This window comes from Aeromonas genomosp. paramedia, assembly GCF_023093515.1.
Taxonomy (GTDB): domain Bacteria; phylum Pseudomonadota; class Gammaproteobacteria; order Enterobacterales; family Aeromonadaceae; genus Aeromonas.
The window spans coordinates 163,637-188,296 of record NZ_JAAROG010000012.1; the positions used below are offsets into that span (position 1 = coordinate 163,637).

General features: G+C 59.1%; 19 protein-coding genes. 6 read left to right on the forward strand and 13 right to left on the reverse strand.

The window, feature by feature from the left end:
* Positions 1-115 precede the first annotated feature (115 nt).
* Both HB860_RS08060 and mfd read left to right on the forward strand, forming a co-directional pair.
* Positions 116-691 (forward strand): PilZ domain-containing protein, encoded by a 576-nt coding sequence (locus tag HB860_RS08060; protein ID WP_025326811.1) that lies wholly within the window; start codon positions 116-118, stop codon positions 689-691.
* 40 nt (positions 692-731) lie between these two features.
* Complete coding sequence (gene mfd / locus HB860_RS08065; protein WP_247626355.1) at positions 732-4,184, forward strand: transcription-repair coupling factor; 3,453 nt, start codon at positions 732-734, stop codon at positions 4,182-4,184.
* Between the two features lie 87 nt (positions 4,185-4,271).
* Here mfd and fbp read toward each other — a convergent pair whose 3' ends face one another.
* A complete protein-coding gene (gene fbp / locus HB860_RS08070) occupies positions 4,272-5,306 on the reverse strand; it encodes a class 1 fructose-bisphosphatase (RefSeq protein ID WP_139439401.1) in 1,035 nt (344 codons plus the stop codon).
* A 362-nt stretch (positions 5,307-5,668) separates the two neighbouring features.
* Between fbp and HB860_RS08075 the strand changes: the two genes are divergently transcribed.
* The gene (locus tag HB860_RS08075) at positions 5,669-7,285 is read left to right on the forward strand and encodes a peptide ABC transporter substrate-binding protein (RefSeq protein ID WP_247626293.1); all 1,617 of its coding nucleotides are present in this window, start codon (positions 5,669-5,671) and stop codon (positions 7,283-7,285) included.
* Positions 7,286-7,333: 48 nt separating this feature from the next.
* Here HB860_RS08075 and HB860_RS08080 read toward each other — a convergent pair whose 3' ends face one another.
* From HB860_RS08080 to sixA, 3 genes are all read right to left on the reverse strand, one after another.
* The gene (locus tag HB860_RS08080; RefSeq protein ID WP_139437830.1) at positions 7,334-8,254 is read right to left on the reverse strand and encodes a DMT family transporter; all 921 of its coding nucleotides are present in this window, start codon (positions 8,252-8,254) and stop codon (positions 7,334-7,336) included.
* Between the two features lie 198 nt (positions 8,255-8,452).
* Positions 8,453-8,659, reverse strand: coding sequence for a DUF1107 domain-containing protein (locus tag HB860_RS08085; RefSeq protein ID WP_005324080.1), 207 nt, complete (start codon positions 8,657-8,659; stop codon positions 8,453-8,455).
* Between the two features lie 133 nt (positions 8,660-8,792).
* Positions 8,793-9,260, reverse strand: a complete 468-nt coding sequence (gene sixA / locus HB860_RS08090; protein ID WP_247626294.1) for a phosphohistidine phosphatase SixA — start codon at positions 9,258-9,260, stop codon at positions 8,793-8,795.
* 162 nt (positions 9,261-9,422) lie between these two features.
* On the opposite strand from sixA, the gene HB860_RS08095 reads away from it, so the two are divergent.
* On the forward strand, positions 9,423-12,197 hold the full coding sequence (locus HB860_RS08095; RefSeq protein WP_247626295.1) for an insulinase family protein: 2,775 nt from the start codon (positions 9,423-9,425) through the stop codon (positions 12,195-12,197).
* Positions 12,198-12,501: 304 nt separating this feature from the next.
* Here the strand turns inward: HB860_RS08095 and HB860_RS08100 are convergent, their stop codons facing one another.
* Positions 12,502-13,149 carry a thiopurine S-methyltransferase gene (locus HB860_RS08100; RefSeq protein WP_247626296.1) on the reverse strand — a complete coding sequence of 216 codons (648 nt, stop codon included), beginning with the start codon at positions 13,147-13,149 and terminating at the stop codon, positions 12,502-12,504.
* 117 nt (positions 13,150-13,266) lie between these two features.
* The gene (locus HB860_RS08105) at positions 13,267-14,628 is read right to left on the reverse strand and encodes a leucine-rich repeat-containing protein kinase family protein (protein WP_247626297.1); all 1,362 of its coding nucleotides are present in this window, start codon (positions 14,626-14,628) and stop codon (positions 13,267-13,269) included.
* A 315-nt stretch (positions 14,629-14,943) separates the two neighbouring features.
* Between HB860_RS08105 and HB860_RS08110 the strand changes: the two genes are divergently transcribed.
* Positions 14,944-15,708, forward strand: a complete 765-nt coding sequence (locus HB860_RS08110; protein ID WP_247626298.1) for an SDR family oxidoreductase — start codon at positions 14,944-14,946, stop codon at positions 15,706-15,708.
* Between the two features lie 52 nt (positions 15,709-15,760).
* On the forward strand, positions 15,761-16,588 hold the full coding sequence (locus HB860_RS08115; RefSeq protein ID WP_247626299.1) for a bifunctional transcriptional activator/DNA repair enzyme AdaA: 828 nt from the start codon (positions 15,761-15,763) through the stop codon (positions 16,586-16,588).
* 329 nt (positions 16,589-16,917) lie between these two features.
* Here HB860_RS08115 and HB860_RS08120 read toward each other — a convergent pair whose 3' ends face one another.
* The 7 genes from HB860_RS08120 to guaB form a co-directional block, all read right to left on the reverse strand.
* Entirely contained in the window at positions 16,918-17,619 is a 702-nt protein-coding gene (locus tag HB860_RS08120) for a hypothetical protein (RefSeq protein WP_247626300.1), read from the reverse strand.
* Positions 17,616-18,008 (reverse strand): hypothetical protein, encoded by a 393-nt coding sequence (locus HB860_RS08125; RefSeq protein WP_247626301.1) that lies wholly within the window; start codon positions 18,006-18,008, stop codon positions 17,616-17,618. The genes HB860_RS08120 and HB860_RS08125 overlap by 4 nt, the downstream gene beginning before the upstream one ends.
* A 103-nt stretch (positions 18,009-18,111) precedes the next feature.
* Positions 18,112-18,633, reverse strand: a complete 522-nt coding sequence (locus HB860_RS08130; RefSeq protein ID WP_247626302.1) for a hypothetical protein — start codon at positions 18,631-18,633, stop codon at positions 18,112-18,114.
* Between the two features lie 238 nt (positions 18,634-18,871).
* Positions 18,872-19,825 carry a hypothetical protein gene (locus HB860_RS08135; RefSeq protein WP_247626303.1) on the reverse strand — a complete coding sequence of 318 codons (954 nt, stop codon included), beginning with the start codon at positions 19,823-19,825 and terminating at the stop codon, positions 18,872-18,874.
* A gap of 934 nt (positions 19,826-20,759) precedes the next feature.
* The gene (locus HB860_RS08140; RefSeq protein WP_025326799.1) at positions 20,760-21,032 is read right to left on the reverse strand and encodes a hypothetical protein; all 273 of its coding nucleotides are present in this window, start codon (positions 21,030-21,032) and stop codon (positions 20,760-20,762) included.
* 378 nt (positions 21,033-21,410) lie between these two features.
* Complete coding sequence (gene guaA / locus HB860_RS08145; RefSeq protein WP_247626304.1) at positions 21,411-23,000, reverse strand: glutamine-hydrolyzing GMP synthase; 1,590 nt, start codon at positions 22,998-23,000, stop codon at positions 21,411-21,413.
* A gap of 84 nt (positions 23,001-23,084) precedes the next feature.
* Positions 23,085-24,548: an IMP dehydrogenase gene (guaB, locus tag HB860_RS08150; RefSeq protein ID WP_041992212.1), complete on the reverse strand. Its 1,464-nt coding sequence runs from the start codon at positions 24,546-24,548 to the stop codon at positions 23,085-23,087.
* Between the last annotated feature and the right edge of the window lie 112 nt (positions 24,549-24,660).

Here is a 24,660-nt window from a genome sequence, read left to right on the forward strand (position 1 = left end):
GGGAGAGCCCCGGGGACGGCCGGAGATGGCGTCCCGCGCCAGGCCGGGGACGCCGCCGCGAGACAAGGTCAACAGCGCCTTTAAAAATCGTCTATGACAACAAGGGATAGCCTCCATGCAGGAACAGTTCTTCAGCGTCACCCATGCCACGCCGGTCAATGTGATCCCCATGCCGGCCGACTTTCACCTGCCGACGCTGGAGGCCCTTGATGCCGAGCTGCCCGAGCCCTTTCGCATCGCCTCCGCCATCACCTCCATCGATCTGGTGAGCAGCCGGTTGCTGCGCAACCAGAACGAGTCCATGCACGATCTGGTGGAGATCATCAACCAGCAGTCCCGCAAGATCGACATGATCATGGGCTTCGTGCTGGCGGCGCAGGATCACCCCGAACATCGCTTCCACACCCTGCGCTTTGGCGCCGGTCAGCTCACCTACCTGCACCCGCACCAGGGGCACGGCGAGCCGCCGCAGCTGCACCAGCTAGTGCGGCTCAAGATCTTCCTGCGGGAAGAGGCCTCCGCCGTCTACTGCTATGGCGAGGTCAAGCAGCGGGAGCCCGGCGAGCACGGCACCCATGTGGTGCTCGACTATGTGCGGATCCGCGAGGATGACAGGGAGCTGCTGGTGCGTGCCAGCCTGCATGTGCAATCGAAACAGCTCAAGCTGCGTGCCCAAGAGCGTCAGCGCTAATCACAGCCAACGTCAACGTTAAAAGAATCGAACGATGCCAATGAAACTCCCCGCCTTGCCCGCCAAAGCGGGCCAGAAATTGACTCTTGGCCAGCTGGTCGGCAGCAGCCTGGCGCTGGTCGCCGCCCGCCTCACCCGGGAGGCCAACCGCCCCGTCCTGCTGGTAACCGCCGATACCCCGAGCGCCCTGCGCCTCGAACAGGAGCTTGGCTTCCTGCTGGCCGATCAGGGTTGCCCCGTGCTGATGTTCCCGGACTGGGAGACCCTGCCCTACGACACCTTCTCCCCCCATCAGGACATCATCTCCCAGCGGCTCGAGACCCTCTACACGCTGCCGCAGATGAGCAGCGGCGTGCTGATCGTGCCCATCTCCACCCTGATGCTGCGCACGGCGCCCCAGGCCTATCTCGACAAATACAGCCTGATGGTGACCAGCGCCCAGCGCCTCAACCTGCAACAGTTGCGGGGACGGCTGGCCGAGGCGGGCTATGTGGCGGTGGAGCAGGTGCTGGAGCACGGCGAGTTCGCCGCCCGCGGCTCCCTGTTGGATCTCTTCCCCATGGGCAGCAGCCGCCCCTATCGCATCGACTTCTTCGACGACGAGGTGGACTCCATCCGCCCCTTCGATCCCGAGAGCCAGCGCTCCAGCGAGCCGGTCAAGTCGGTGAGCCTGTTGCCCGCCCGGGAATTTCCCACCGACGAGGCCGCCATCGAGCTGTTTCGCGGACAGTTCCGCGAGCAGTTCGAGCTGTCGCGGGCGGAGGGCTCCGTCTATCAGGAGGTGAGCAAGGGGCGCTGGCCCGCCGGCATCGAATACTATCTGCCGCTCTTCTTCAGCCAGACCGCCAGCCTGTTTGACTACCTGCCGGACAACACCCTGCTGCTCACCGTGGGGGAGATCTACCCGGCGGCCCAGCGCTTCTGGAACGACATAGGCCAGCGCTATGAAGACAGGCGCTGGGACAACACCCGCCCCCTGCTGCCCCCCCAGCAAATTTACCTGCCGGTGGAGCAGCTGTTTGCGGCGCTGGGCCAGTATGGCGCCGTGCGCCTGCAGGAGGCCGCCACCGACGGCGGTGCGGGCCAGCACGACTTGCCCATAGCCCCCCTGCCCGACCTGCAGCTCGATCACAGCAAGGAGCAGCCCCTGCTGGCCCTCAGCCAGTTCCTGCAAGGCTTTGCCGGCCGCACCCTGTTTGCGGTGGAGTCCGAGGGGCGGCGCGAGGGGCTAGGCGATCTGCTGGCGCGGATCGCGCTGCAACCCAGGGAGTTCGCCTCCCTCGAGGAGTTCGTCGGGAGCAAGGCGCGTCATGGCCTGCTGGTCAGCCCGCTGGAGCGGGGATTCCTGCTGGAACCCGCCGGGGCAGAGGCCCTGGCCCTCATCACAGAGACCGAGCTGCTCGGCGGCAAGATCAGAAGCAAGCGGCAGCGGGAGAAGAGCAAGAACCTGAGCTCGGATGCGGTGATCAGAAACCTCGGCGAGCTGACCCAGGGCCAGCCCGTGGTGCATCTGGATCACGGGGTCGGCCGCTATCTCGGGCTCGAGACCCTGGATGCCGGCGGCCTGCCCACCGAGTTCCTCACCCTGGAATACGCCGGTGGCGACAAGCTGTTCGTGCCGGTCACCAACCTCCACCTCATCAGTCGTTACACGGGTTCCGATAACCCCCCCAGCCACAAGCTCGGCGGCGAGGCCTGGGTCAAGGCACGGCGCAAGGCGGCGGAGAAGGTGCGCGACGTGGCGGCCGAGCTGCTCGACGTCTATGCCCACCGTGCGGCCCGGGCCGGCTTTGCCTTCAAGCACGACAAGGAGAGCTACCGCCAGTTTGCCGCCAGCTTCCCGTTCGAGGAGACAGAGGATCAACTCAACGCCATCAATGCGGTGCTGGGGGACATGTGCCAGGCCAAGAGCATGGACCGCCTGGTGTGTGGCGACGTGGGCTTTGGCAAGACAGAAGTGGCGATGCGGGCGGCCTTCGTGGCGGTGCACGGCGGCAAGCAGGTGGCGGTGCTGGTGCCCACTACCCTGCTCGCCCAGCAGCACTACGACAACTTCCGCGACCGCTTCGCCAACTGGCCGGTGCGGGTGGAGGTGCTGAGCCGCTTCCGCTCCGCCAAGGAGCAGACCAGCGTCTTGAAGGAGCTGGCCGATGGCAAGGTGGACATCATCATAGGCACCCACAAGCTGCTCGGCTCCGAGCTCACCTTCAAGGATCTGGGGCTGCTCATCGTCGATGAGGAGCATCGCTTCGGGGTGCGCCAGAAGGAGAAGATCAAGGCGCTGCGGGCCGATGTGGACATCCTCACCCTCACGGCAACACCTATCCCGCGCACCCTCAATATGGCGATGTCCGGCATGCGGGATCTCTCCATCATCGCCACCCCGCCCGCCAAGCGGCTCGCCATCAAGACCTTCGTGCGCCAGCACGAGCCGGCGGTGGTGCGCGAGGCGGTGCTGCGGGAATTGAAGCGCGGCGGTCAGGTCTACTACCTGCACAACGACGTGGAGAGCATAGAGAAGTGCGCCAGCGATCTCGCGGAGCTGGTGCCGGAGGCGCGCCTTGGCATCGCCCACGGCCAGATGCGCGAACGCGACCTCGAGCGCATCATGTCCGACTTCTACCACCAGCGCTTCAACCTGCTGGTGTGCACCACCATCATAGAGACCGGCATCGACGTGCCGAGCGCCAACACCATCATCATGGACAGGGCAGATCACCTCGGTCTGGCCCAACTGCACCAACTGCGGGGCCGGGTCGGCCGCTCCCACCACCAGGCCTATGCCTACCTGCTCACCCCCCATCCCAAGCTGATGACCAAGGATGCGGCCAAGCGGCTCGAAGCCATCGCCTCGCTGGAAGATCTCGGGGCCGGCTTTGCGCTCGCCACCCACGATCTGGAGATCCGGGGCGCGGGCGAGCTGCTCGGCGACGATCAGAGCGGCCAGATCGAATCGGTGGGCTTCACCCTCTACATGGAGATGCTGGAGCAGGCGGTGGAAGCCCTCAAGCATGGCAAGGAGCCGTCGCTTGAGCAACTGATGAGCCAACACACCGAGGTGGAGCTACGCCTGCCGGCACTGTTGCCGGACGACTACATCCCGGACGTCAACATGCGTCTGTCCATGTACAAGCGCATCGCCAGTGCGGCGGACGAGCAGGAGCTGCGCGAGCTGAAGGTGGAGCTCATCGATCGCTTCGGCCTGCTGCCGGAGCCGACCAAGACCCTGATGGAGATCGCGGCCTTCCGCCAGCGGGCCACGGCGCTAGGCATTCGCCGAGTGGAGATGAGCGATCGCGGCGGCTACCTGGACTTCACCCAGGAGACCAGGGTCAACCCGACCTATCTGGTAAAACTGCTCTCCGAGCAGCCACGTATCTATAAAATGGATGGCCCCACCCGATTGCGCTTCCAGGTACCGAACCAGGAGAGGGCCATGCGGCTGAAACTGGTGGATGCCCTGCTGACGGATCTCGCCAGCCACAGCCTCTAATGGCCAGGAGCGCCAAACAAAACGGGAGCCATATCGGCTCCCGTTTTTTATGTGGCTATTGCCGCGACCAGGGCGACAAACCGGGCATCACCCCTGACGGGCCGGATCCTCGTGGGCGGAGAATTCCCGCATGAAGGCCTCGGCCCGCTCCACCATCCTGGTGGAGCCGACGAAGTAGGGGGTGCGCTGGTGCAGCGCCGTGGGCTGGATGTCCATGATGCGGCCAAAGCCGTCGGACGCCTTGCCACCGGCCTGCTCCACCAGGAAGGCCATGGGGTTGCACTCGTAGAGCAGGCGCAGCTTGCCGTTCGGGGAGTTGGTGCCGGACGGATAGATGTAGATGCCGCCCTTGAGCAGGTTGCGGTGGAAATCCGACACCAGGGAGCCGATGTAGCGGGAGGTGTAGGGCCTGTGGGTCGCCTCGTCCCGCTCCTGGCAATATTTCAGGTACTTCTTCACCCCGTCCGGGAACTTGATGTAGTTGCCCTCGTTGATGGAGTAGATCTTGCCCTCCTCCGGGATGCGGATGTTCTCGTGGGAGAGGCAGAAGCAGCCGATGGAAGGGTCGTAGGTGAAGCCGTTGACCCCAAACCCGGTGGTGTAGACCAGCATGGTGGAGGAGCCATAGACCACGTAACCGGCGGCCACCTGGCGGTTGCCCGGCTGCAGGAAGTCCTCTAGGGTCACCCCGGCCCCCGGCTTGCTGACCCGGCGGTAGATGGAGAAGATGGTCCCGACCGAGACGTTGACGTCTATGTTGGAGGAGCCGTCCAAGGGGTCAATCAGCACCACGTACTTGGAGTGGCGGGAGAGCTCGGAATCGAAGGAGACGAAGTCCTCCTCCTCCTCGGACGCCATGCCGCACACCTCGCCACGGGCCTCGAGGGCCGCCTTGAAGCGCTCGTTGGCATAGACGTCCAGCTTCTGCTGCACCTCCCCCTGCACGTTTTCGGCGCCCATGGAGCCGATGATGTCCGCCAGCCCCGCCTTGTTGATCTCCCGGTTCACCACCTTGGCAGCCAGACGAATGGAGCTGAGCAAGGAGGTCAGCTCGCCGGTCGCGGTAGGGTAGTCCGCCTGCTTTTTGACGATGAACTCGCCCATGGTGATCATGTTTCGCATTCTTGTTCCTTTAAGATCGTTTCCGTTGGCCGTTGAAAACGTTTGCAACGTGTCGGCAAAAAAAGTGCCGATCCTCGGCAGCGTTGTTTTGTAACCTAATGTAACGCCTGTTTTTTGTTTTTGCAGCGAATTAAGCCGCCGTATAAATCGCCAGAATACCGCGCCACCACGGGCTTTCACCGTGAAAAAAGGGTGCCATCCGGCATCTTTCATCATGTTAATTCGTGACAAGAATGCTATTTCACCCCGCCCCTGCCCGTCCGCTGCTCTCCGCCGGCACCCGCCGCTCCCCCTCTTGAGATCTCCGCCTCGATCCAGCACACTGGCTCGGCTTTGGAAGCAAAAAAACATAAGGATATTCAATGAAAAGGACTCTCATTGCCGGCGCGGTTGCCGCCCTGATCTCCCTCCCCGCCCTGGCGGCCCAGGTGCCCGAAGGCACCAAGCTGCTGCCCGGTGCCCAGCAAACCTTCGTGCGCAACATAGGCACAGAGCCCGCCTCCATCGACCCCCAGATGGTGGAAGAGAGCGCGGGCAGCGACGTCGTCAACGATCTGTTCGAGGGGCTCTACACCCTGGATGGCGACGGCAAGCTGCAGGCGGCGGGGGCGCTCGGGTACGAGCTCGATGACTCCGGCACCGTCTACACCTTCAAGCTCAGACCCGATGCCAAGTGGTCCAACGGCGAGCCGGTGACGGCGGCGGACTATGTCTATGGCTGGCAGCGGGCGGCGGATCCCAAGAACGCCTCCAACTACGCCTGGTTCATCGAGCTGACCGGCGTCGCCAACGCCAGCGACGTGGTGCAGGGCAAGAAGAGCCCGGATGCCCTCGGTATCAAGGCCCTCGATGACTACACCCTGCAGATCACCCTCAAGGCCCCTGTCCCCTTCTTCCTGAAGACCCTCTCCCACTACACCACCTTCCCGGCCCCCAGGGCCACCATAGAGAAGTTCGGTCACGAGTGGGTCAAGCCAGGCAACATCGTCTCCAACGGTGCCTTCGCCCTCAAGGAGTGGACCCCGAACGAGCGGCTCATCGCCGAACGCAATCCCCATTACTGGGACAACGAGCACACAGTGCTGAACAAGGTGATCTACCTGGAGATCGTCTCCGATACCGCGGCCTACAACCGCTATCGCGCCAGCGAGCTGCACTACACCACCTATCCCCTGGAGCAGTATCAGCAGATCAAGCGCCAGAGCCCGGAGGAGCTGGTAAGCGCCCCCATGCTCGCCACCTACTACTACGTGTTCAACACCCAGCGCAAACCCTTCGACGACGTCAGGGTGCGCAAGGCGCTCTCCTTGGCCATCGACAGGGACACCATCACGGAGAAGATCCTGGGACAGGGGCAGCTCTCGGCCTTCAGCCTGACCCCGCCGAGCGTGGATGGCTTCGAGCTCAAACGCCCCGCCAGCGAGCTGATGAGCAAGGAAGATCGCATCAAGCAGGCCAGGACGCTGCTCGCCGAGGCGGGCTACGGGCCGCAGAATCCGCTGGATGTGGACATCCTCTACAACACCAACGAGGGGCACAAGAAGATAGCGCTGGCCATCTCCTCCATGTGGAAGCACAACCTGGGGGTCAAGGCGGAGCTCAACAACATGGAGTGGAAGACCATGGTGTCGGCCCTGAACGAAGGGGATTTCGGGGTCAGTCGCTACTCCTGGAACGGGGATTACAACGATGCCTCCACCTTCCTCGACATCATGACCTCCAGCAGCAGCGCCAACAGCGGCAAGTGGTTCAACAAGACCTATGATGCCCTGCTGGCCAAGGCCCATGACGCCAAGGATCCGGCCGAGCGCAACCGCCTCTATCAGGAGGCCGAGGCACTGATCGACGCGGAGGCCCCCATAGCCCCCGTCTACTTCTATGTGAAGTCACGGCTGCTCAAGCCCAACGTCAAGGGCTATCCCTACCAGAACCCGCAAGATCTGGTCTATGCCAAAGACCTCTATCTGACGGCGCAGTGACGCAGGCACCAGACCAAAAAGACCGCCTCCTGGGCGGTCTTTTTTATCCTACTTCTCCTGACAGCCCGCCATCGCGAGCCGGGCCCGCCGCCGTACCCTCACAGGCTTGACCAGCAGCTGCGCCAGCAGCACTCCCAGCAGTGTCATGCCGCCGCCGATCAGGTGATAGCTGGTGAGCCGCTCCCCCAGCCAGCTGATGGCAAGGGCGGCCGTCATCACCGGCAGCAGGTTCATGAAGATGGCGGTGCGGCTGGCCCCGAGCAGGGCGATGCCCTGCATCCAGAGCCAGGGCGAGAGGGCCGAGGTCGGGATCCCCGCATAGAGGATCAGCCAGAGCGCGCTGCCATCCGGCCAGTGCCCGTCCACCAGCAGATAGAAGGGGGTGAGGAACAAGAGGCTGCAGAGCACCTGGCCGTAGAGCATGGACCAGTTGTCGAGCCCCAGATCCCAGCGCTTGAGCAGCACGCTGTAGAGCGCATAGGTGGCCGCCGAGAGCAGCATGTAGACGGAGCCGATGTGAATGCCCTGGGTGAACAAGCGGGTCGGATCCCCCTGCCCCAACAGGATGGCGAGCCCCAGGATGGAGATGACGCCGCCGACGAGGGCCCCCCAGGTGGGGCGCTCGCGCAGCAGCCAGATGCTGAGCAGCACCGTCATCAGCGGGGTCAGCCCCATCATCAGCCCGATCTCGGTGGCCCCCAGGGTCTGGGCAGCGTAGTAGCCAAAGGTCTGGTTCAGCACCATGCCGAGCAGGGCCAGCATGGCCAGCTTAGAGAAACCGGCCCGCAGCTTGTCCCGCATGCGCCAGGCCCGCCGCGCGAGAAAGGGGGTCAGTACCAGGGCCGCCACCATCCAGCGCGACCAGGCCAGGGCGGCCGGCGAGAGCACCCCCACCGCCAGCTTGCTGACGATGCCGTTGCCGGCCCAGATGGCCATGCAGGAGAAGGGGAACAGGAAGGCAAGGGGCATCGCTATGTCCAGAGAAAGGGGGTGGATATTTCGCGGGAGTATAGAGAGGCAAACAGGATAAGCAAGCATGCTGATACGGGGCGCGGCAACCTTATCCGGAAATCGATATTAATGGGTTCAAACTGCTTCACTCAGCCCCAGATACAATCATGCCCGCACTGGGCGGGCATGAGGGGGAGATGACACCATAGATGCGACTCAAGCGGCATCCATGTGCAGCCTCGATATCAGCTCGTTGACTTCGAGCACCGTCTGGCGGTGGGGAATATCGGCTTGCAGTGGCATCATCAGCAGGCCCGACTGGAAATCGAAACGCCCCCTGCCGTGGATGTAGATCCGCCCCTTGAAGAAGGTTTTGACATGCTTTGCCACCATCAGTGGCAGGTACTTCTTGAACACTCTCATCGTTTGCAACCTCTTGCAGTTGTATCCGTATGACAGCAGCTTATGCGAGATAATTCCGTAAATTTTGTATAAAAAACCGGAAAAATCGACTCTCTCTTCCCCAAAAAACCAATCTGTAACTTTTTATTAACTTTTACCGTATTGTATGCGGTCCTTCCAGCCAGAGCAAGACCCCCTTGCCATCTCGCCACTCGATGCAGGCCAGACCCGAGGTGGCAAACATGGGCGCACCCGCCGCCGGACAGAGGCTCTGCACCAGATACCCGACCAGGGGCAGGTGGCTGACCATCAGGATGTTGTCGTGGGTCGCCGCCAGCGCGGTGAGATAACTCGCCACGAAGGCCGGATCCCCGTAGGGGGTGATCTCGCCGCTCTCCTCGACCTTCAGGGCCTCGGGCAGCTCGGCAGAGATGGCCTGCCAGGTCTGTCTGGCACGCAGGTAGTTGCTGTGGATCACCAGGCTCAGGGAGCCGGCCAGCTGAGGGGCCAACCAGCTCGCCATGTGGATGGACTCTTCGATGCCTTGCTCGGTCAGTGGACGCTGTTCATCAGTCTTTGCGTTCATGCCAGCCTGGCCATGACGCATGATGTAGATTTTCATTACAACCTCGCCCAGGGGGCCTGTTTAAATAGCGGGGGGATCTTACCCCGCCATCTCGGGGGAAACAATTGCGCTACCTCTCAGAAAAGGGTTTGCCTCGTGAGATAGCGGGGTCGATAATCATGTTTAAATTCAAATAAATTCACCGCGAGTCACGCCCCAATGAGCCCATATGCCAGTCCCAACGACCATCGGCGGTATCACTATCTGGAGCTGGCAAACCGGCTCAGGGTCTTGTTGATCTGCGATCCCGAGACCGATAAATCGGCCGCCTCCCTGGCCGTCAACACCGGCCACTTCGATGACCCGGTCGATCGCCAGGGCATGGCCCATTTCCTTGAGCATATGCTGTTCCTCGGTACTCGTACTTATCCCAAACCCGGCGAGTACCAGCAGTTCATGAGCCGCCATGGGGGCAGCAACAACGCCTGGACCGGCACCGAGTTCACCAACTTCTTCTTCGACATCGACAACGGCTTCTTCGAAGCGGGGCTGGATCGCTTCTCCCAGTTCTTCATCTGCCCCACCTTCGCCCCCGAGTGGGTCGACAAGGAGCGCAACGCGGTCGACTCCGAATACCGCCTCAAGTTGCAGGACGATGTGCGCCGCAGCTATCAGGTGCACAAGGAGACGGTCAACCCGGCCCACCCCTTCTCCAAGTTCTCGGTCGGCAACCTGGATACCCTGGCGGATCTGCCCGGCCGGGATCTGCGCTCCGACCTCATTGCGTTCTACGAAACCCACTACAGTGCGGATCGCATGGCGCTGGTGATGCTCTCTCCGGCATCCATTGAAACCCAGCTGGCCTGGTGTGAGCGCTTCTTCAGCACCATTCCGGATCGCCGCCTGGGCCCCCCCGCCCTCTCGGCCCCCCTCTACCGGCTCGATGATCTCGGCATCCGCATCCAGATAGCCCCGGTCAAGGAGACCCGCAAACTGGCGCTGACCTTCCCGCTGCCGAGCGTGGATGCCCTCTACGACAAGAAGCCCCTCACCTTCCTGAGCCACCTCATCGGCTACGAAGGGGAAGGCAGCCTGCTCTCTCTGCTCAAGGCGAGAGGCTGGGTCAACCAGCTCGCCGCCGGTGGCGGCATCAGCGGCGCCAACTTCAAGGACTTTGGCATCAGCTTCGGCCTCACTCCCCTCGGGCTTGCCCATGTGGACGACATCATCGCCGACCTGTTCGGCTACCTGAAACTCATCGAACGCCATGGCCTGCAGGCCTGGCGTTATGACGAGAAGCGCAGCGTGCTGGAATCCGCCTTCCGCTTCCAGGAGCGGGGCCGGGCGCTCGACACCGTCTCCGGCCTCGTGCTCAATCTGTTCAGCTATGCCCCGGACGATCTGCTCCACGGCGACTACATGATGCGCGAGTACGATGAGCCCCTGATCCGGCGCTTCCTCGCCAAGCTGACCCCCCACAACCTGCGGGTGACCATACAGGCGCCGGAGGTGAGTACGGATCGCCTCGCCCGCTGGTATCAGACCCCCTACAGCGTCCAGAGCATCACCGAGGCGGAGAAGATCCGCTGGCAGCAGAGCGAGCCGGATCCCGCCTTGCACCTGCCCTCCCCCAACCCCTTTATCAGCAACCGCCTCGATGCCAGGACGCCGTCCCTCAGCGCCGACATGCCGGCCTGTCTGGTCGACCGCCCCGGTTTTCGGCTCTGGCACCTGCACGAGCACCTGTTTGGAGTGCCCAAGGGGAGCCTCTATATCTCCATCGACAGCGAGCATGCGGTCAGAAGCCCGCGCCACATCGCCATGGCCAGGCTCGCGGTGGAGCTGCTCACGGATCACCTCAATGCCCTCACCTACCCGGCCGAACTCGCCGGGCTCGGCTACCAGATCTATGCCCATCAGGGGGGCTTTACCATCAACCTGAGCGGCTTTGCCGACAAGCTGCCGCTGCTGCTCGACATGATCCTCGGCAACAGGACCCTGGGCTACCCGGATCCGGCGCGCTTCAGCGAAATCAAGGAGCAGCTCATCCGCAACTGGGAGAACCAGTCCAAGACCAGGCCCATCTCCCAGCTGTTCAACCAGCTCACCAGTTTGCTGCAACCGAACAACCCGCCGTTCGAGCAGTTGCTGCGCCACCTGCGCACCATAGCACTCGACGAAATGCCCGACTTCGTCAGCCGGCTCTTTGCCGAGGTGCACATAGAGACCCTGGTGCACGGCGACTGGACCGCCGCCGAGGCGCTTGAACTGGCCGCCCTGCTGGAGCGTCACCTCGGCGTCAGCAGCCAGCCCAGTGCCGAGACCCGCCGTCCCCTCATCTCCATACAGGACAGGGGCACCCTCATTCGCGAGCAGGGGTGCGATCACGAAGACTCGGCGCTGCTGGTCTATTACCAGTCCCGCACCACCCGGGCGCGGGATCTCGCCTGCTTCACCCTGGCCAACCACATCATGTCCTCCACCTTCTTCCACGAGCTGCGCACCCGCCAGCAGCTCGGTTACGTGGTGGGGGCCGGCAACCTGCCCCTCAATCGTCACCCCGGCCTCATCTTCTATATACAGTCGCCGGTGGCGGGGCCGCAGATCTTGCTGGATGCGGTGGAGGAGTTCATCGATCTCTTCCCGCTGGCCATGCTGGAGTTCACCGAGCAGCAGTGGCAGGACAGCAAGGCGGGCCTGCAGGCCCAGCTCAGCGAGCGGGATGCCAACCTGCGCAGCCGCGGCCAGCGGCTCTGGGTCAGCATAGGCAACAAGGATCTGGGCTTTGATCAGCGGGAGCGGGTGCGCGAGGAGGTGGGCAGGCTCAGCCGCGCCGATCTGGTGCGCTTTATCACCCAGTTGCGCTCGCGCACCTCGGATCGGTTGATCCTCTGCAGCTATGGCCTGGGCCACGAGCACGACGAGCGGATCACCGGCCAGTTCATCGACGATCCCAAGGCGTTCCGGCTCAATGCCGCCACCTTCGAGGCCTGATCAGGCCTCGACTCCCTCCCGTCCCACGGCAGATTGCGGGCAATAAAAAGCCGACCCCTGGGGGTCGGCTGGAAAAACCATAATCAATTGCGACCAGAGCCGCCAAAAGTGAACATGAGCGTGAAAATCAGACACTGAGTCGATGAACGGCCGAATGGTTCAAACCAGAGCGTATCGGTCGACACCTGCAGTGATTGAGAAACAGCCTCATCTTAGGCATTCCCCCGATTTGTCACGTTGATCTATGTCAAAGGAGGTAAAGAAGCTCATTTATCCTCTTCATTGGCGGGATCACGCCGTCGCCTCAGCCCCGACGGATCAGGCGATAGGCCACCTCATCGAAATAGGAGAGCTGCCCCGAGAGCACCCTGGGGTGATCCAGCTCGGCGGCGCGCCCCAGCACCTCCACGCTAAAGTCGCGCTCGAACAGGGTGCGCACCTCCATCTCCCCCACCGAGAACGGCGGCTGCACCTGCTGCTCCGGCTGATACTCAAGCGTCACCAGCAGCACCTGACCACCCGCCTCGATAAGGCGGCTCATCAGGGTCGCATACTGGCGGCGCATGGCTGTCGGCAGGGCGATGAGGGCGGCCCTGTCATAGGCGAGCCGGTAGCGGCGGCCAAGCTCGGGGGCGGCGAAGAAATCCCCCTGATAGATGCGCAGGTCGTCGTGCTGGTGACACCGATAGGGGCCCACCTCGCTTGTCTCTGCACTCAGATTGTTCTCGTCAAAAAACTGGGTAATGGCGAGCTCGGAGAGCTCGAAGCCATCCACCGGATGCCCCTGAGCGCTCAGCCAGAGCAGGTCGCGGGACTTGCCGCACAGGGGCACCAGCACGGGCTCACCCTGCTGCTGGGCCGACCACCAGGATTGCAGCCAGCGGTTGAAATCAGCCTGATGAAAGCCAATCCGATTCTCTTTCCACTTCTGATGCCAAAACGCCGCTTCCATCCTCATCCTCTCGTCATCTGCAATGATGCATCAATATCACAACTTCATCGGGGCGGCGCAAGCCTTGTTCTCCACTGCACCGGGAGCGAGGGCCCGGTGACACCCAGCCGACCGCACTCAGGCGCAGGCGGGCTCAGCAGCCATGGTGGCCGCCACGGTGTCTATCCGGGCAAGAATCTCTGCAAACGAGGGGCGCTGCAACACAGCCTCCAACAGACACGCTTCGGCCAGTGAATGGAGCGCCCCAAGCGCCTCGTCCCTGGGATGGCAGCGCGCCAGCAGCTCCTCCAGCAGGCAGCCAAAGGCCCTGACCTCCAGGCGCTCGAGCCGGGCAGCCCGCTCGCGATCGGCGCCGTCATAACAGGAGGCGGCGCCGAAATCCCCGAGCAGCACCCGGCCCTGTTCCTGAACAGAGTGCAGCAGAGAGTGCAGCAGGTTGTGAGCGTAGAGATCCCCGTGCAGGATGCCCCGCCCGTGCAGATGCAGCGCGGCACTCGCCACCCCCTGCGCCATGGCAAGCAGCGCATTCGGGGTGAAGGTCAGATCCGCCGGATAGACATCCCGGGTGCAGGAGTCCAGGCTCGGCGGCCCCGCCAGGTTGACAAAATCAGGGTCTATCAGCGCCATCACCAGGGCCGGCATGCCAGAGGGGTGGCCGCTGACTCGGCCCGCCACCCCGATGAGATTGGGGTGCCTGCCTGCGGCGAGCGACACCGCCATCTCGCAGCGAGGCAGGCCATCGCTGGTCATGGCCCCCTTGAAGAGCTTGACCGCCACCCCCTGCGTCCCCTCATCAGAGCGCAGTGCTGCGCGGTGGATAACCCCGGACGCCCCCTGCCCCAGTTGCTCCCCCAGCGTCAACGCCTGCCAGGGGATCTCGGCCGCGGTTGCCGTCTCGCCGAGTCGGCGCTCCTGCTCGTCGCTAAAGGGGTTGCCTGCATAGGCCAGCCAGGCGAGGCGCGGCAAACCGAGCAGCCAGTCGGGAAGCGCCTCCAGCCGGTTGGCGGCGATGCGCAACAGCTCCAGACGCTGGCAGTTGGCCAGGCTCGCCGGCAGCTCGCGCAGGCGGTTGCCAGAGAGCATCAGCTTTTGCAGGGCGGCGCACTGCCCCAGCTCGTCCGGCAGCCGTTCGATGGCGTTGTCGGTCAGGATCAACCAGCGCAGCCCCACAGGCAGTGACGCGGCGGGAACCGTAGCGATCCGGTTGGCCTTGAACCCCACCATGGTGAGTGCAGGGCAGCGCCCCAGCACCTCGGGCAGCTCGGTGAAGCGGTTCTCGGAGCAGAAGATAATGCGCAGCCTGGTGAATTCGGCCAGCTCGTCAGGGAGCCGATCCAGATCATTGCCAGTGAGATCCAGCACCTCCAGCGTCTCCTTGAGGCTTAAGATCTCGGAGGGGAACACCGTCAGGTTTTCACAAAGCTTCAAGTGGCGGGCGCCGCAGAGTTCGCCTGCGCGCAGCTGTTCCAGAGTATGCATGGGATCGTCTCTATCGGGGTGGCCGGCTCGCGGCCAATGGCGCCGCCGGGCACTCGCCCGGCGGCCACAAAGGAGGGGCATTATAAAGAACGACGGCCAGAGATCCCCTGTTTTGTTGCCACCAGGACGCACACAGGCACCAGCCGCGTAAAGAAAGAGAGCAAGATCCGGGTCGTCGTGACGGGGGCCAGCGACCATAGTGGACTCGAACCAAAACCGGGTTTGAACCAAAGCGGCTCGAACCCATCCACTTGTCTGCCAATCCTGCATGGGCGCCGTCACCTGGCGCCATGCACATCTAGCGAGGGATCTGCCATGTCACAACTGTCCAACAAGGTCGCCATCATCACGGGAGCCAGCTCCGGCATCGGCCGCGCCAGCGCCATCCTGTTTGCACGGGAGGGGGCCAGGGTCGTGCTGGGGGCACGCCGCCAGCCCGAGCTGGATGCCCTGGTGGAGGAGATCAGGAAATTCGGGGGCCAGGCGGTGAGCCTCGCGGGGGATGTGAAAAGCGAATCTTACGCCAGCGCCCTGGTGGAGCTGGCCGTGGGGCGTTTCGGCGGGCTCGATGTTGCCTTCAACAACGCCGGCACCACGGGGGCACCGGGCAGCGCGCAGGAGATGGCACTGGCCCAGTGGCATGAAACCCTGGATACCAACCTCACCAGCGCCTTCGTGGGGGCCAAGCACCAGATCCCCGCCATGCTGGCGCGCGGGGGCGGCTCCCTTATCTTTACCTCCACCTTCGTCGGCCATACCCTGGGGCTGCCCGGCATGGCGGCCTATGCCGCCAGCAAGGCGGGCCTCATCGGCCTGACCCAGGTGCTGGCCGCGGAGTTCGGGGCGCAGGGGGTGCGGGTCAACGCCCTGCTGCCGGGGGGCACCGACACCCCCATGGGACGCGCCTTTACCGAGACGCCGGAAAGCCTCGCCTTTGTGCAGAATATGCATGCCCTCAAACGGCTGGCCCAACCGGAGGAGATCGCCCGCTCGGCCCTCTATCTTGCGTCCGATGCATCCAGCTTTACCACCGGCATTACCCTGCTGGCCGATGGTGGGGTATCTATTTGTCGCACATGACGTGGTCGCCCCCAAACACCCTGCGACCGCAACCTTATCGTGAGAGCGCCTTATGTCCGATTACGCCCGCATCAGTGATGCCATTGCCTTTATTGCAAGCCAGGTGGCGCGCCAGCCCACCCTGGACGAGATAGCGGCGCACGTTCACTTAAGCCCCTTTCACTTCCAGCGGCTGTTCAGCCGCTGGGCCGGAGTGACACCCAAACGCTATCTACAGGTGCTGACCCTGGAGCGGGCCAAGGCGCTGCTGCAGGAGTCGCGCTCCCTGCTGGAGGTGGCCGATACCCTGGGCCTGAGCAGCGGCTCGCGGCTCTACGATCACTTCGTGCAGCTGGAAGCGGTGACACCGGGGGAGTACAAGCAGCGCGGGGCCGGGCTGGTTATCGATCACGGGGTGCACGACACCCCCTTCGGCCAGGCGTTCGTCGCCCTGACCCCGCGGGGAGTGTGCAACTTCTCGTTTCTCGATGACAAGGCCCCAGAGGCGCCGCTGGCCGCCCTCGCCCAGCGCTGGCCTGCGGCAGAGCTGCGAGAAGCGCCATCACGCACCCAGGGGGTCATCCACACCATGTTCGATGGCAGCAAGACGCCGGATCGCCCCATCTCCTTGCACGTGAGCGGCACCAATTTCCAGATCAGCGTCTGGCGGGCGCTGCTCGAGATCCCGCCCGCCAGGGTGGTGAGCTACGCCCAGGTGGCCAGCGCCATCGGCAACCCCAAGGCCGCCCGTGCCGTGGGGCTGGCGGTGGGCGCCAACCCCGTCGCCTTGATGATCCCCTGCCACAGAGTCATCCAGCAAAACGGCAAGCTCGGCGGCTATCACTGGGGTGAGACCCGCAAACAGGCGATACACGCTTGGGAAGCGGCGAGGTATGAGTAAACTTCTTGCCCTTTATGCGCTGCTTGCTATGGGAAAAATCGAGCCAACTTGGCCGAAAAGAAACAGACCATCAGATATCACCGGACAGTCGCCCGGCGATATCTGGGGGAGTGATAGGGTATTGAAGGAGGAGAACGCCCCTCTGTTGTTTTATCACGGGACATGGTTGTGTTCAGCCTGTTCCGCGAACACAAAGATGTTGAAAGCAAAGTCAATGCAGTACGGCTGACCCAAGATGATTAACGCCTTGTGTGTCCTTAACTCTCGTTTATGTGGCCTAACCTTTATTTAAATGGCAACATGTAATACCGTCCAGTTTCAAGTTTTTGTTATGTTTTCGTGCGACTGTTTAAGCCTGCCAATATTTCTTTTTCAATATGGTCAATTGCTCTATCAATCTTGGATAATAAATTATCACAATTTGCAACGTTATTTTTATTTCGATAAATCATAATGTCATTATATGTTCGATCAACCTGACTCCAGTAGCGAGTATTAGCTATTTCACTTTCTCTTGTGATCTCAAGACTCTTCATGGTTAACCCATCTTCATAAACTGAGTGAATGTCTTTACTTATTCGATATAGCTTGTGATCGTTTGTACCAACCCAGTTGTCTACTTTATACCTTTTGCCATTGACAGATATTGTATGATTCAGGTTTTCGCTAAGATTTGAACCATTTAACCAATATATATCCATCGCTGCATCGAAACAAAAATATTGATACTTATCGAGAGATGATTTAATTCTCGCAAAGTTATCAAGGATATCAGCCTTCCTTTTTATTATGTTTGCTGGTAATTTGTTAAGTTCTTTTGGATTTACATCCCAAAAAGCATATTTGGCAAGTTCTATTTCATAAGCACTAACAATATTCAAAAGGGAAATTATACTATGTAGATATATAGCAAACTGTTGTTCTGCCGGAATGTCTTTATAGTTGATTTTAATGTTCTGAATTTGCATCATTGACACATAAAATGGACCATAGGTACATCTTGCATTATCAGGTAGCTTGCGGAACTTCATTTTTTATCTGTCGAATTAGAGTCGTATTCTCGATGTGTTGCTTCAACATCATCCTTGTGAGCTGGCCAGAATTTTTTGCAGAAACTTTCATATGCCACATAGGAATTTTCTACATGGCGATCTGGCATTTCATTCATACCGATAGCAGCTAGACTAAAGTTTCCATTTTGTAGCAAATTAACTAAAGGAAGTAGGCCAACTTTTTCTACATCATCAATAGTTGGATTTAGAGGCAGTATCTCCATTCTCTGCAAAGAGCAATTATCAAGATTAATTTTCGCTATTTTACCTTCATTAAGCAGATCCCATGAATATTTTACTGTAAGTTCTCGCTCAGCTTCATTTTTAAATAAGCAGGGCTTTATAAATCTTATTTCTGAGTTATTCACGCCATATTTACCCGTTCTAAAATATAACGCCTTATTAACTAGTAGGAAAAAGAGAAACTTTTTTGAAATCCAGCAAAGTGACGTTGAAAGATTTGTTAGTGTATTAAGGCACGATGGATTGTGCTAGCTGCTCATATAACTGCATATATGCTTCAAAGTGACTGGTACCAGATTGCACTATAGGTTGCCCAAAGTTTTTTTGAACCGCCATTGTTAAGAGCGATCCTGGTCCAAGCCCTTGTTTTAGCTGTCCATTCTGAGGGCTTAAAAACCAAATAGTTGTAGACTTAAAATCTGTTTTACACTTTTCTGAGTCATGTGCTACTCGATTTCGAATAGAATTAGCTCCTTTTAATAGATCATTTTTATTTGAAAGGCAGGTATACGTATGTTGACTAAAGAAGAAATCTGCCATTCTCCAAACCCATCGAGGCTCACTTACTTTTAAATAGTGCTTTTGAGGATCATAGCTTGCTGACTGGGATAGCAACTCATAAGCATGGTTTATGGAATCTCCGGACCCATACTTATGTGTTGGAGAATACCCATTGTCCGCAACTGCACCAGCAACATACCTAACCAAGGTTCGCTCTAAAAATTCCTCCCAGGCCGAGACCACGCCCATGAAAGCTAGCTCTGTAACTTGATTAACATACTTTGGGTGAATTCCCACTTGATTAGATGGCGCACCTTTCTTGGTAATTGATTTACAGCCAAAACTAGAGCTCGAGCAGAATTTATTTCCTTTAAAAAAGCGTCTCGGACATGATTCACTTTTGGTGGCCTTCCCGCCATATTTTATCCTTATTTATACACTAACTTTTACTTATGGGGCTGCGTAGCAGTCCTACACCGAGTTTTTGTTATGCTTTTTGAAGAGGTGCCGCGAAGTCAACATTAATAATATATATTTTATTGGTTTTATTCTCTTTCGTGTGTTTCACTTCACCCTTAATTTCATAAATTCTTGCTTTTATATCTGCGGATAATTCTCTATCAATTGAATATTTGCTTAGTTGTTTTATTTCTACAGTAGCGGATGTGCAGCCACCAATTTCACGAGCTGTTATCAATGTGTCCCATTGAGGTTCATAAGACAGCCATGCATAATCACCACGGATCAATGAGTCGCTCTCAAACCATCGTTTACCCACAAGACCATAAGTTCTTGTATTGGTATTATTGTTGTTTGCGCTTGATTTTGAAAAACCACTAATATTTGCCGCACTGATACCAGCATCAGCAGTTACGCTCGCACCAATTAACGATGAGTTATCATTTTCATCTTTTTCTATAATTTCTATTTTTGTAGCGCCAAGATTTATTAATATTTTTAAGAGCTCTGCTTCACGCTCCTCAAGGAGGATATTATCATAGTCATTTTCTGGCATATATGTATCAGATTTTTTGGTGTTCGCATAATTCGCTAATGGATGTAGTCTGTATGCATGACCAACGATTGGATGTCCTGGTGGGAATTTAAACCCACGGGCTCTACATTCTTTTACTGTTAATCCATTTTTATCCAAGAATTTTTCAATTTCTTTAACTTCGGTTTCATTTAATCGAGTGTCATCTGACTTTTTGTTCGTTAATGCTTTATAAATTGATGGGCTCGCAATCGCTGCATTTAAAATTAATGCTGTTGGAAGTGATACTAACGAAGCTGCAGATAATACACCACTGATAACACCTGCTGTTGTACTTATTGAATTGTTTTCTGTTTTAATAAGTTGATTTGATGAGTCTGGTAATGTGAAGTTTGGTTTGTATTCTTTTTCAGAAAAATTATCTTCTATAATATATATTTTGTCCATGACATACCTTTTAAAAAACATATCTGTGATTAGATGGAAGGTGCTACTAATCCGAAAGAAGTGCCATCCGTATGACTCTGCGCCTTCTTAACAACCATAAAAAATATTTAAAATCATTACGTTAACAAACAATCACCAGTATCTGAACGTATTCGCTTGACTTCCTATTTTTTCTCTATTACCGCCACTGTATAAAAACACAGTTTGTAACTCAGCTATGGGTAGCTTCACCGAACTCCGCCTGCGTGTACAAAAATAAAATCAGGACAGTGATGCACCTGCATCACTGCAACACCCGCATAGAAAAAACCTGACGGCGCAGGATCCGCTATTTCATATCCTTCCATACACTGCGGCCCTACTGATACTCGGAGTACTCGTGCCATTCCTGAATAACACCCAAGCTACCGCCCGGCAGCCTCCAGTTTGCTGCCTTTAACCCACTCGGTGTCTCTGGTCTGCGGCATCGGTGACTCCAAAGAGGCCATACCCAGACGGCTATCCTAGCGAGCGAGAGCGACAAGAAAAAGCGGAAGGTGGGCGTTTCCCAAGCCAGATCAAGAAATTACCCCATCTTGGGGGCGTATCAGCAGCTCGCATCACCCTCTTGCATCAAGATGGGGCATCGAAACGGCGGGTATCCGGCTCCATTGCCCGCGCAGCTCCTGACGGACAGGGCTTGCTCCTCTCCCCTGCCCGGAGAAACCACAAGCCTGCCACCATGTGTGGGAGCGAGAGATGGGGCTCTGCCGATCGGCTCGGGCACTCACCATGACAACTTGGCAATAGAGCCCTCAACCCCTGCGCCAGAGGCAAAATTTTCTCTCAAACGATGGCAAAAAGAAAAGACGCCCTAAGGCGTCTTTCTTATTTTCAGGCTTTGGAGCAAACAGGTTGGACGCTCAACGCCCTCCCCGCCTTGCCCGCAACCCGATCAGATCGGGGTGATGGAGGTGATATGGGCCGACCCATCCAGCGACTGGAAGATCTGCACCACCGCTTCCCCGTGGATCGGGTTGGGCAGCGGCACAGTGCTCTTGCATTTGAAGCGGTAGTTGGTGCCGGCGACGACCTGGGTGGAGACTTCAAAGGGGGTGTACTGCACCCCGACAAATCCTTCCAGCGCCTGGTTGAATACCGCCTGATCTTTGGCGCTCAGCTTGTGGTAGGCAGTCCATCCACCCAACAACACTGCTTGTTCTGACATAACAAACCCTCCGTGATCGCTTGTCCCTACTCGCTTGGCTGTTCGGGTTCCGCCCCGTTGATTCAAGTGGTATCCGGACTCCACCGGGGGGTCATCACTGCCGTTTGACGTGATGACGATGGGCAGTTTGCGCAGCTGTCAGCTCGTGAGTCACCCCTCCCCCTTGCAATGAGCGCCTGATGATAATGGTCTCAATTGGCATGAGAGAGCCTAGTGCGGGATAGTGAAAATGCCCCTGTCACATATGACAGGGGCAAAGCGGTGAAAAAGCTGCTCAAAAAACGAAGATGTGTGGCGCAAACGATTGGAAAAAGAAAAGGCGCCTCAAGGGCGCCTTTTTGACAGTTTTGCGTGATCGCAGGGAGAGGCGTCAGCCGCTTATTCCCATTCGATAGTCGCGGGCGGCTTGCCGGAGACGTCGTACACCACGCGGGAGATGCCGTTGATCTCGTTGATGATGCGATTCGACACGTGGCCGAGGAAGTCGTACGGCAGGTGGGCCCAGTGGGCGGTCATGAAGTCGATGGTCTCGACGGCGCGCAGCGCAATGACCCAGTCGTACTTGCGACCATCGCCCATGACGCCGACGGAGCGCACCGGCAGGAAGACGGCGAACGCCTGGCTGACCTGGTTGTAGAGGTCGGCCTTGCGCAGCTCTTCGATGAAGATGGCGTCAGCCTTGCGCAGCAGGTCGCAGTACTCTTTCTTCACTTCGCCAAGCACGCGCACGCCCAGGCCCGGACCCGGGAAGGGGTGACGGTAGAGCATGTCGTAGGGCAGGCCGAGTTCGAGGCCGACACGGCGCACTTCGTCCTTGAACAGCTCGCGCAGGGGCTCCACCAGACCCATCTTCATCTCTTCCGGCAGGCCGCCGACGTTGTGGTGAGACTTGATGACATGGGCCTTGCCGGTCTTGCTGGCAGCGGATTCGATGACGTCCGGGTAGATGGTGCCTTGCGCCAGCCAGCGGGCGTTTTTCAGCTTCTTCGCTTCGTCGTCAAACACCTCGACGAAGACGCGACCTATGGTCTTGCGCTTGGCTTCCGGCTCGTCGATACCCGCGAGAGCAGAGAGGAAGCGTTCTTCGGCGTCGACCTTGATGATGTTCAGGCCGAAGTGATCGCCGAACATGTCCATCACCTGGGTGCCTTCGTTCAGGCGCAGCAGGCCGTTGTCCACGAAGACGCAGGTCAGGCGATCGCCGATGGCGCGGTGCACCAGCATGGCGACCACGGAGGAGTCCACGCCGCCGGAGAGGCCCAGGATCACCTCGTCGTCACCCACCTGCTCGCGGATGCGGGCAACGGCGTCGTCGATGATGGTGGCCGGGGTCCAGAGGCACTCGCAGCCGCAGATATCCTTGACGAAGTGCTCCAGCATGCGGGCACCCTGGCGGGTGTGGGTCACTTCCGGGTGGAACTGCACGCCGTAGAAGCGACGGGCCTCATCGGCCATGGCCGCATGGGGGCAGGTCGCGGTCTGGGCTATGGTGGTGAAACCTGCGGGGATCTCGGTGACCTTGTCGCCGTGGCTCATCCAGACATCCAGCAGGGCATTGCCGTTGTCGGCGATGGCGTCTTCGATGTTACGCAAGAGCGCACTGGTCTTGCCGGAGTGGCCCAGCACTTCGACCTGGGCATAACCGAATTCACGCAGGTTGGAGGACTGCACCTTGCCGCCGAGCTGCTCGGACATGGTCTGCATGCCGTAGCAGATGCCGAACACCGGCACGCCGGCGTTGAACACGTACTCGGGGGCGCGCGGGCTGCCCGCCTCGGTCACGGATTCCGGGCCGCCGGAGAGGATGATGCCGCTCGGATTGAACTCGCGGATCTGCTCTTCGGTTACGTCCCAGGCCCAGAGCTCGCAGTAGACGCCGATTTCACGGACGCGACGGGCGATGAGCTGGGTGTACTGGGAACCAAAATCCAGGATAAGGATACGGTGGGCGTGAATGTCTTTAGTCATTTTATTCCTGCATCAGGCTGATGTTGTCACAAAAAGCACGGGATAAAAAAATGGTGGAAAAACGGGGCGCAGGGCCCCGTTTTATCAGCCCATCCGGTAGTTGGGGGCTTCTTTGGTAATGGTCACGTCGTGGACGTGGGACTCTTTCATCCCGGCGCCCGAGATGCGCACGAACTCGGCCTTGGTGCGCATGTCGTCGATGGTGGCGCTGCCGGTCAGGCCCATGGAGGAGCGCAGGCCGCCCATCTGCTGGTGGATGATCTCCTTGAGGCGGCCCTTGTACGGCACGCGCCCTTCGATCCCTTCCGGCACCAGCTTGTCGGCGGCGTTGTCGGTCTGGAAGTAGCGATCGCTGGAGCCCTTGGACATGGCGCCGAGGGACCCCATGCCGCGGTAGGACTTGAAGGAGCGACCCTGGTAGAGCTCGATCTCGCCCGGCGCCTCTTCGGTACCGGCAAACATGGAACCCACCATGACACAGCTTGCGCCGGCGGCGATGGCCTTGGCCACGTCACCGGAGAAGCGGATGCCGCCATCGGCAATCACAGGCACGCCGGTGCCTTCCAGGGCGTCCACAGCGTCGGAGATGGCGGTGATCTGGGGCACGCCCACACCGGTCACGATACGGGTAGTACAGATGGAGCCCGGGCCGATACCGACCTTGACCGCGTTGACGCCAGCGGCGACCAGCGCCTTGGCGCCAGCGGCGGTGGCGACGTTGCCGCCGATGATTTGCAGGTCAGGGTAGGCTTCACGGGTCGCCTTGATGCGATCCAGCACGCCCTGGGAGTGGCCATGGGAGGAGTCAATCAGCAGCACGTCCACACCGGCTTCCACCAGGGCGGCGACACGCTCTTCGTTGCCGGCACCGGCACCGACGGCGGCACCGACCCGCAGACGCCCGCGCTCGTCTTTACAGGCGTTCGGCTTGCGTTCGGCTTTCTGGAAGTCTTTGACGGTGATCATGCCCTTCAACTTGAAGTCGGCGTTGACCACCAGCACCTTCTCGATGCGGTGCTTCTGCATCAGGGCAACCACCTCTTCGCGAGGGGCCCCTTCACGCACGGTGACCAGACGATCCTTCTGGGTCATGATCTGTTCAACGGTCTGGGAGAGATCGATCACGAAGCGCACATCACGGCCGGTGATGATGCCCACCAGCTGGTTGCCGTCAGTCACCACGGGGTAACCGGCGAAACCGTTCTTGTGGCTCAGCTCCTTGATCTGGGCGATGGTCATGTCAGGGCGTACGGTGACGGGGTCGGAGACCACGCCGCTCTCGTACTTCTTGACCTTGCGCACCTCGGCAGCCTGCTGCTCGATGGACATGTTCTTGTGAATGAAGCCGATGCCGCCTTCCTGGGCCAGTGCGATAGCCAGACGGGCTTCGGTCACTGTGTCCATGGCAGCGGAAATCATCGGAATATTCAGGGAGATAGCAGACGTGAGCTTGGTACGCAGGTCGGCGGTATTCGGAAGAACAGTGGAGTGGGCTGGAACCAACAGTACATCGTCGAAGGTCAGCGCTTCTTTGGCAATCCTGAGCATGGCAATATCTCACCGTTGAGGAGTGGGGGTGTAAAATATTGCCGACAAATTTTACTCATGCATTGGTCAGTGGTAAAGAAGTTTTTTGAATTTTTTATGGTGTAGCCCGGTT

Bases quoted from the DNA above. Each gene is read 5' to 3' on its own strand.
- HB860_RS08060 (WP_025326811.1), top strand. From the start codon at position 116: ATGCAGGAACAGTTCTTCAGCGTCACCCATGCCACGCCGGTCAATGTG.
- mfd (WP_247626355.1), top strand. From the start codon at position 732: ATGAAACTCCCCGCCTTGCCCGCCAAAGCGGGCCAGAAATTGACTCTT.
- fbp (WP_139439401.1), bottom strand. From the start codon at position 5,306: ATGCGAAACATGATCACCATGGGCGAGTTCATCGTCAAAAAGCAGGCG.
- HB860_RS08075 (WP_247626293.1), top strand. From the start codon at position 5,669: ATGAAAAGGACTCTCATTGCCGGCGCGGTTGCCGCCCTGATCTCCCTC.
- HB860_RS08080 (WP_139437830.1), bottom strand. From the start codon at position 8,254: ATGCCCCTTGCCTTCCTGTTCCCCTTCTCCTGCATGGCCATCTGGGCC.
- HB860_RS08085 (WP_005324080.1), bottom strand. From the start codon at position 8,659: ATGAGAGTGTTCAAGAAGTACCTGCCACTGATGGTGGCAAAGCATGTC.
- sixA (WP_247626294.1), bottom strand. From the start codon at position 9,260: ATGAAAATCTACATCATGCGTCATGGCCAGGCTGGCATGAACGCAAAG.
- HB860_RS08095 (WP_247626295.1), top strand. From the start codon at position 9,423: ATGAGCCCATATGCCAGTCCCAACGACCATCGGCGGTATCACTATCTG.
- HB860_RS08100 (WP_247626296.1), bottom strand. From the start codon at position 13,149: ATGGAAGCGGCGTTTTGGCATCAGAAGTGGAAAGAGAATCGGATTGGC.
- HB860_RS08105 (WP_247626297.1), bottom strand. From the start codon at position 14,628: ATGCATACTCTGGAACAGCTGCGCGCAGGCGAACTCTGCGGCGCCCGC.
- HB860_RS08110 (WP_247626298.1), top strand. From the start codon at position 14,944: ATGTCACAACTGTCCAACAAGGTCGCCATCATCACGGGAGCCAGCTCC.
- HB860_RS08115 (WP_247626299.1), top strand. From the start codon at position 15,761: ATGTCCGATTACGCCCGCATCAGTGATGCCATTGCCTTTATTGCAAGC.
- HB860_RS08120 (WP_247626300.1), bottom strand. From the start codon at position 17,619: ATGAAGTTCCGCAAGCTACCTGATAATGCAAGATGTACCTATGGTCCA.
- HB860_RS08130 (WP_247626302.1), bottom strand. From the start codon at position 18,633: ATGGGCGTGGTCTCGGCCTGGGAGGAATTTTTAGAGCGAACCTTGGTT.
- HB860_RS08135 (WP_247626303.1), bottom strand. From the start codon at position 19,825: ATGGACAAAATATATATTATAGAAGATAATTTTTCTGAAAAAGAATAC.
- HB860_RS08140 (WP_025326799.1), bottom strand. From the start codon at position 21,032: ATGTCAGAACAAGCAGTGTTGTTGGGTGGATGGACTGCCTACCACAAG.
- guaA (WP_247626304.1), bottom strand. From the start codon at position 23,000: ATGACTAAAGACATTCACGCCCACCGTATCCTTATCCTGGATTTTGGT.
- guaB (WP_041992212.1), bottom strand. From the start codon at position 24,548: ATGCTCAGGATTGCCAAAGAAGCGCTGACCTTCGACGATGTACTGTTG.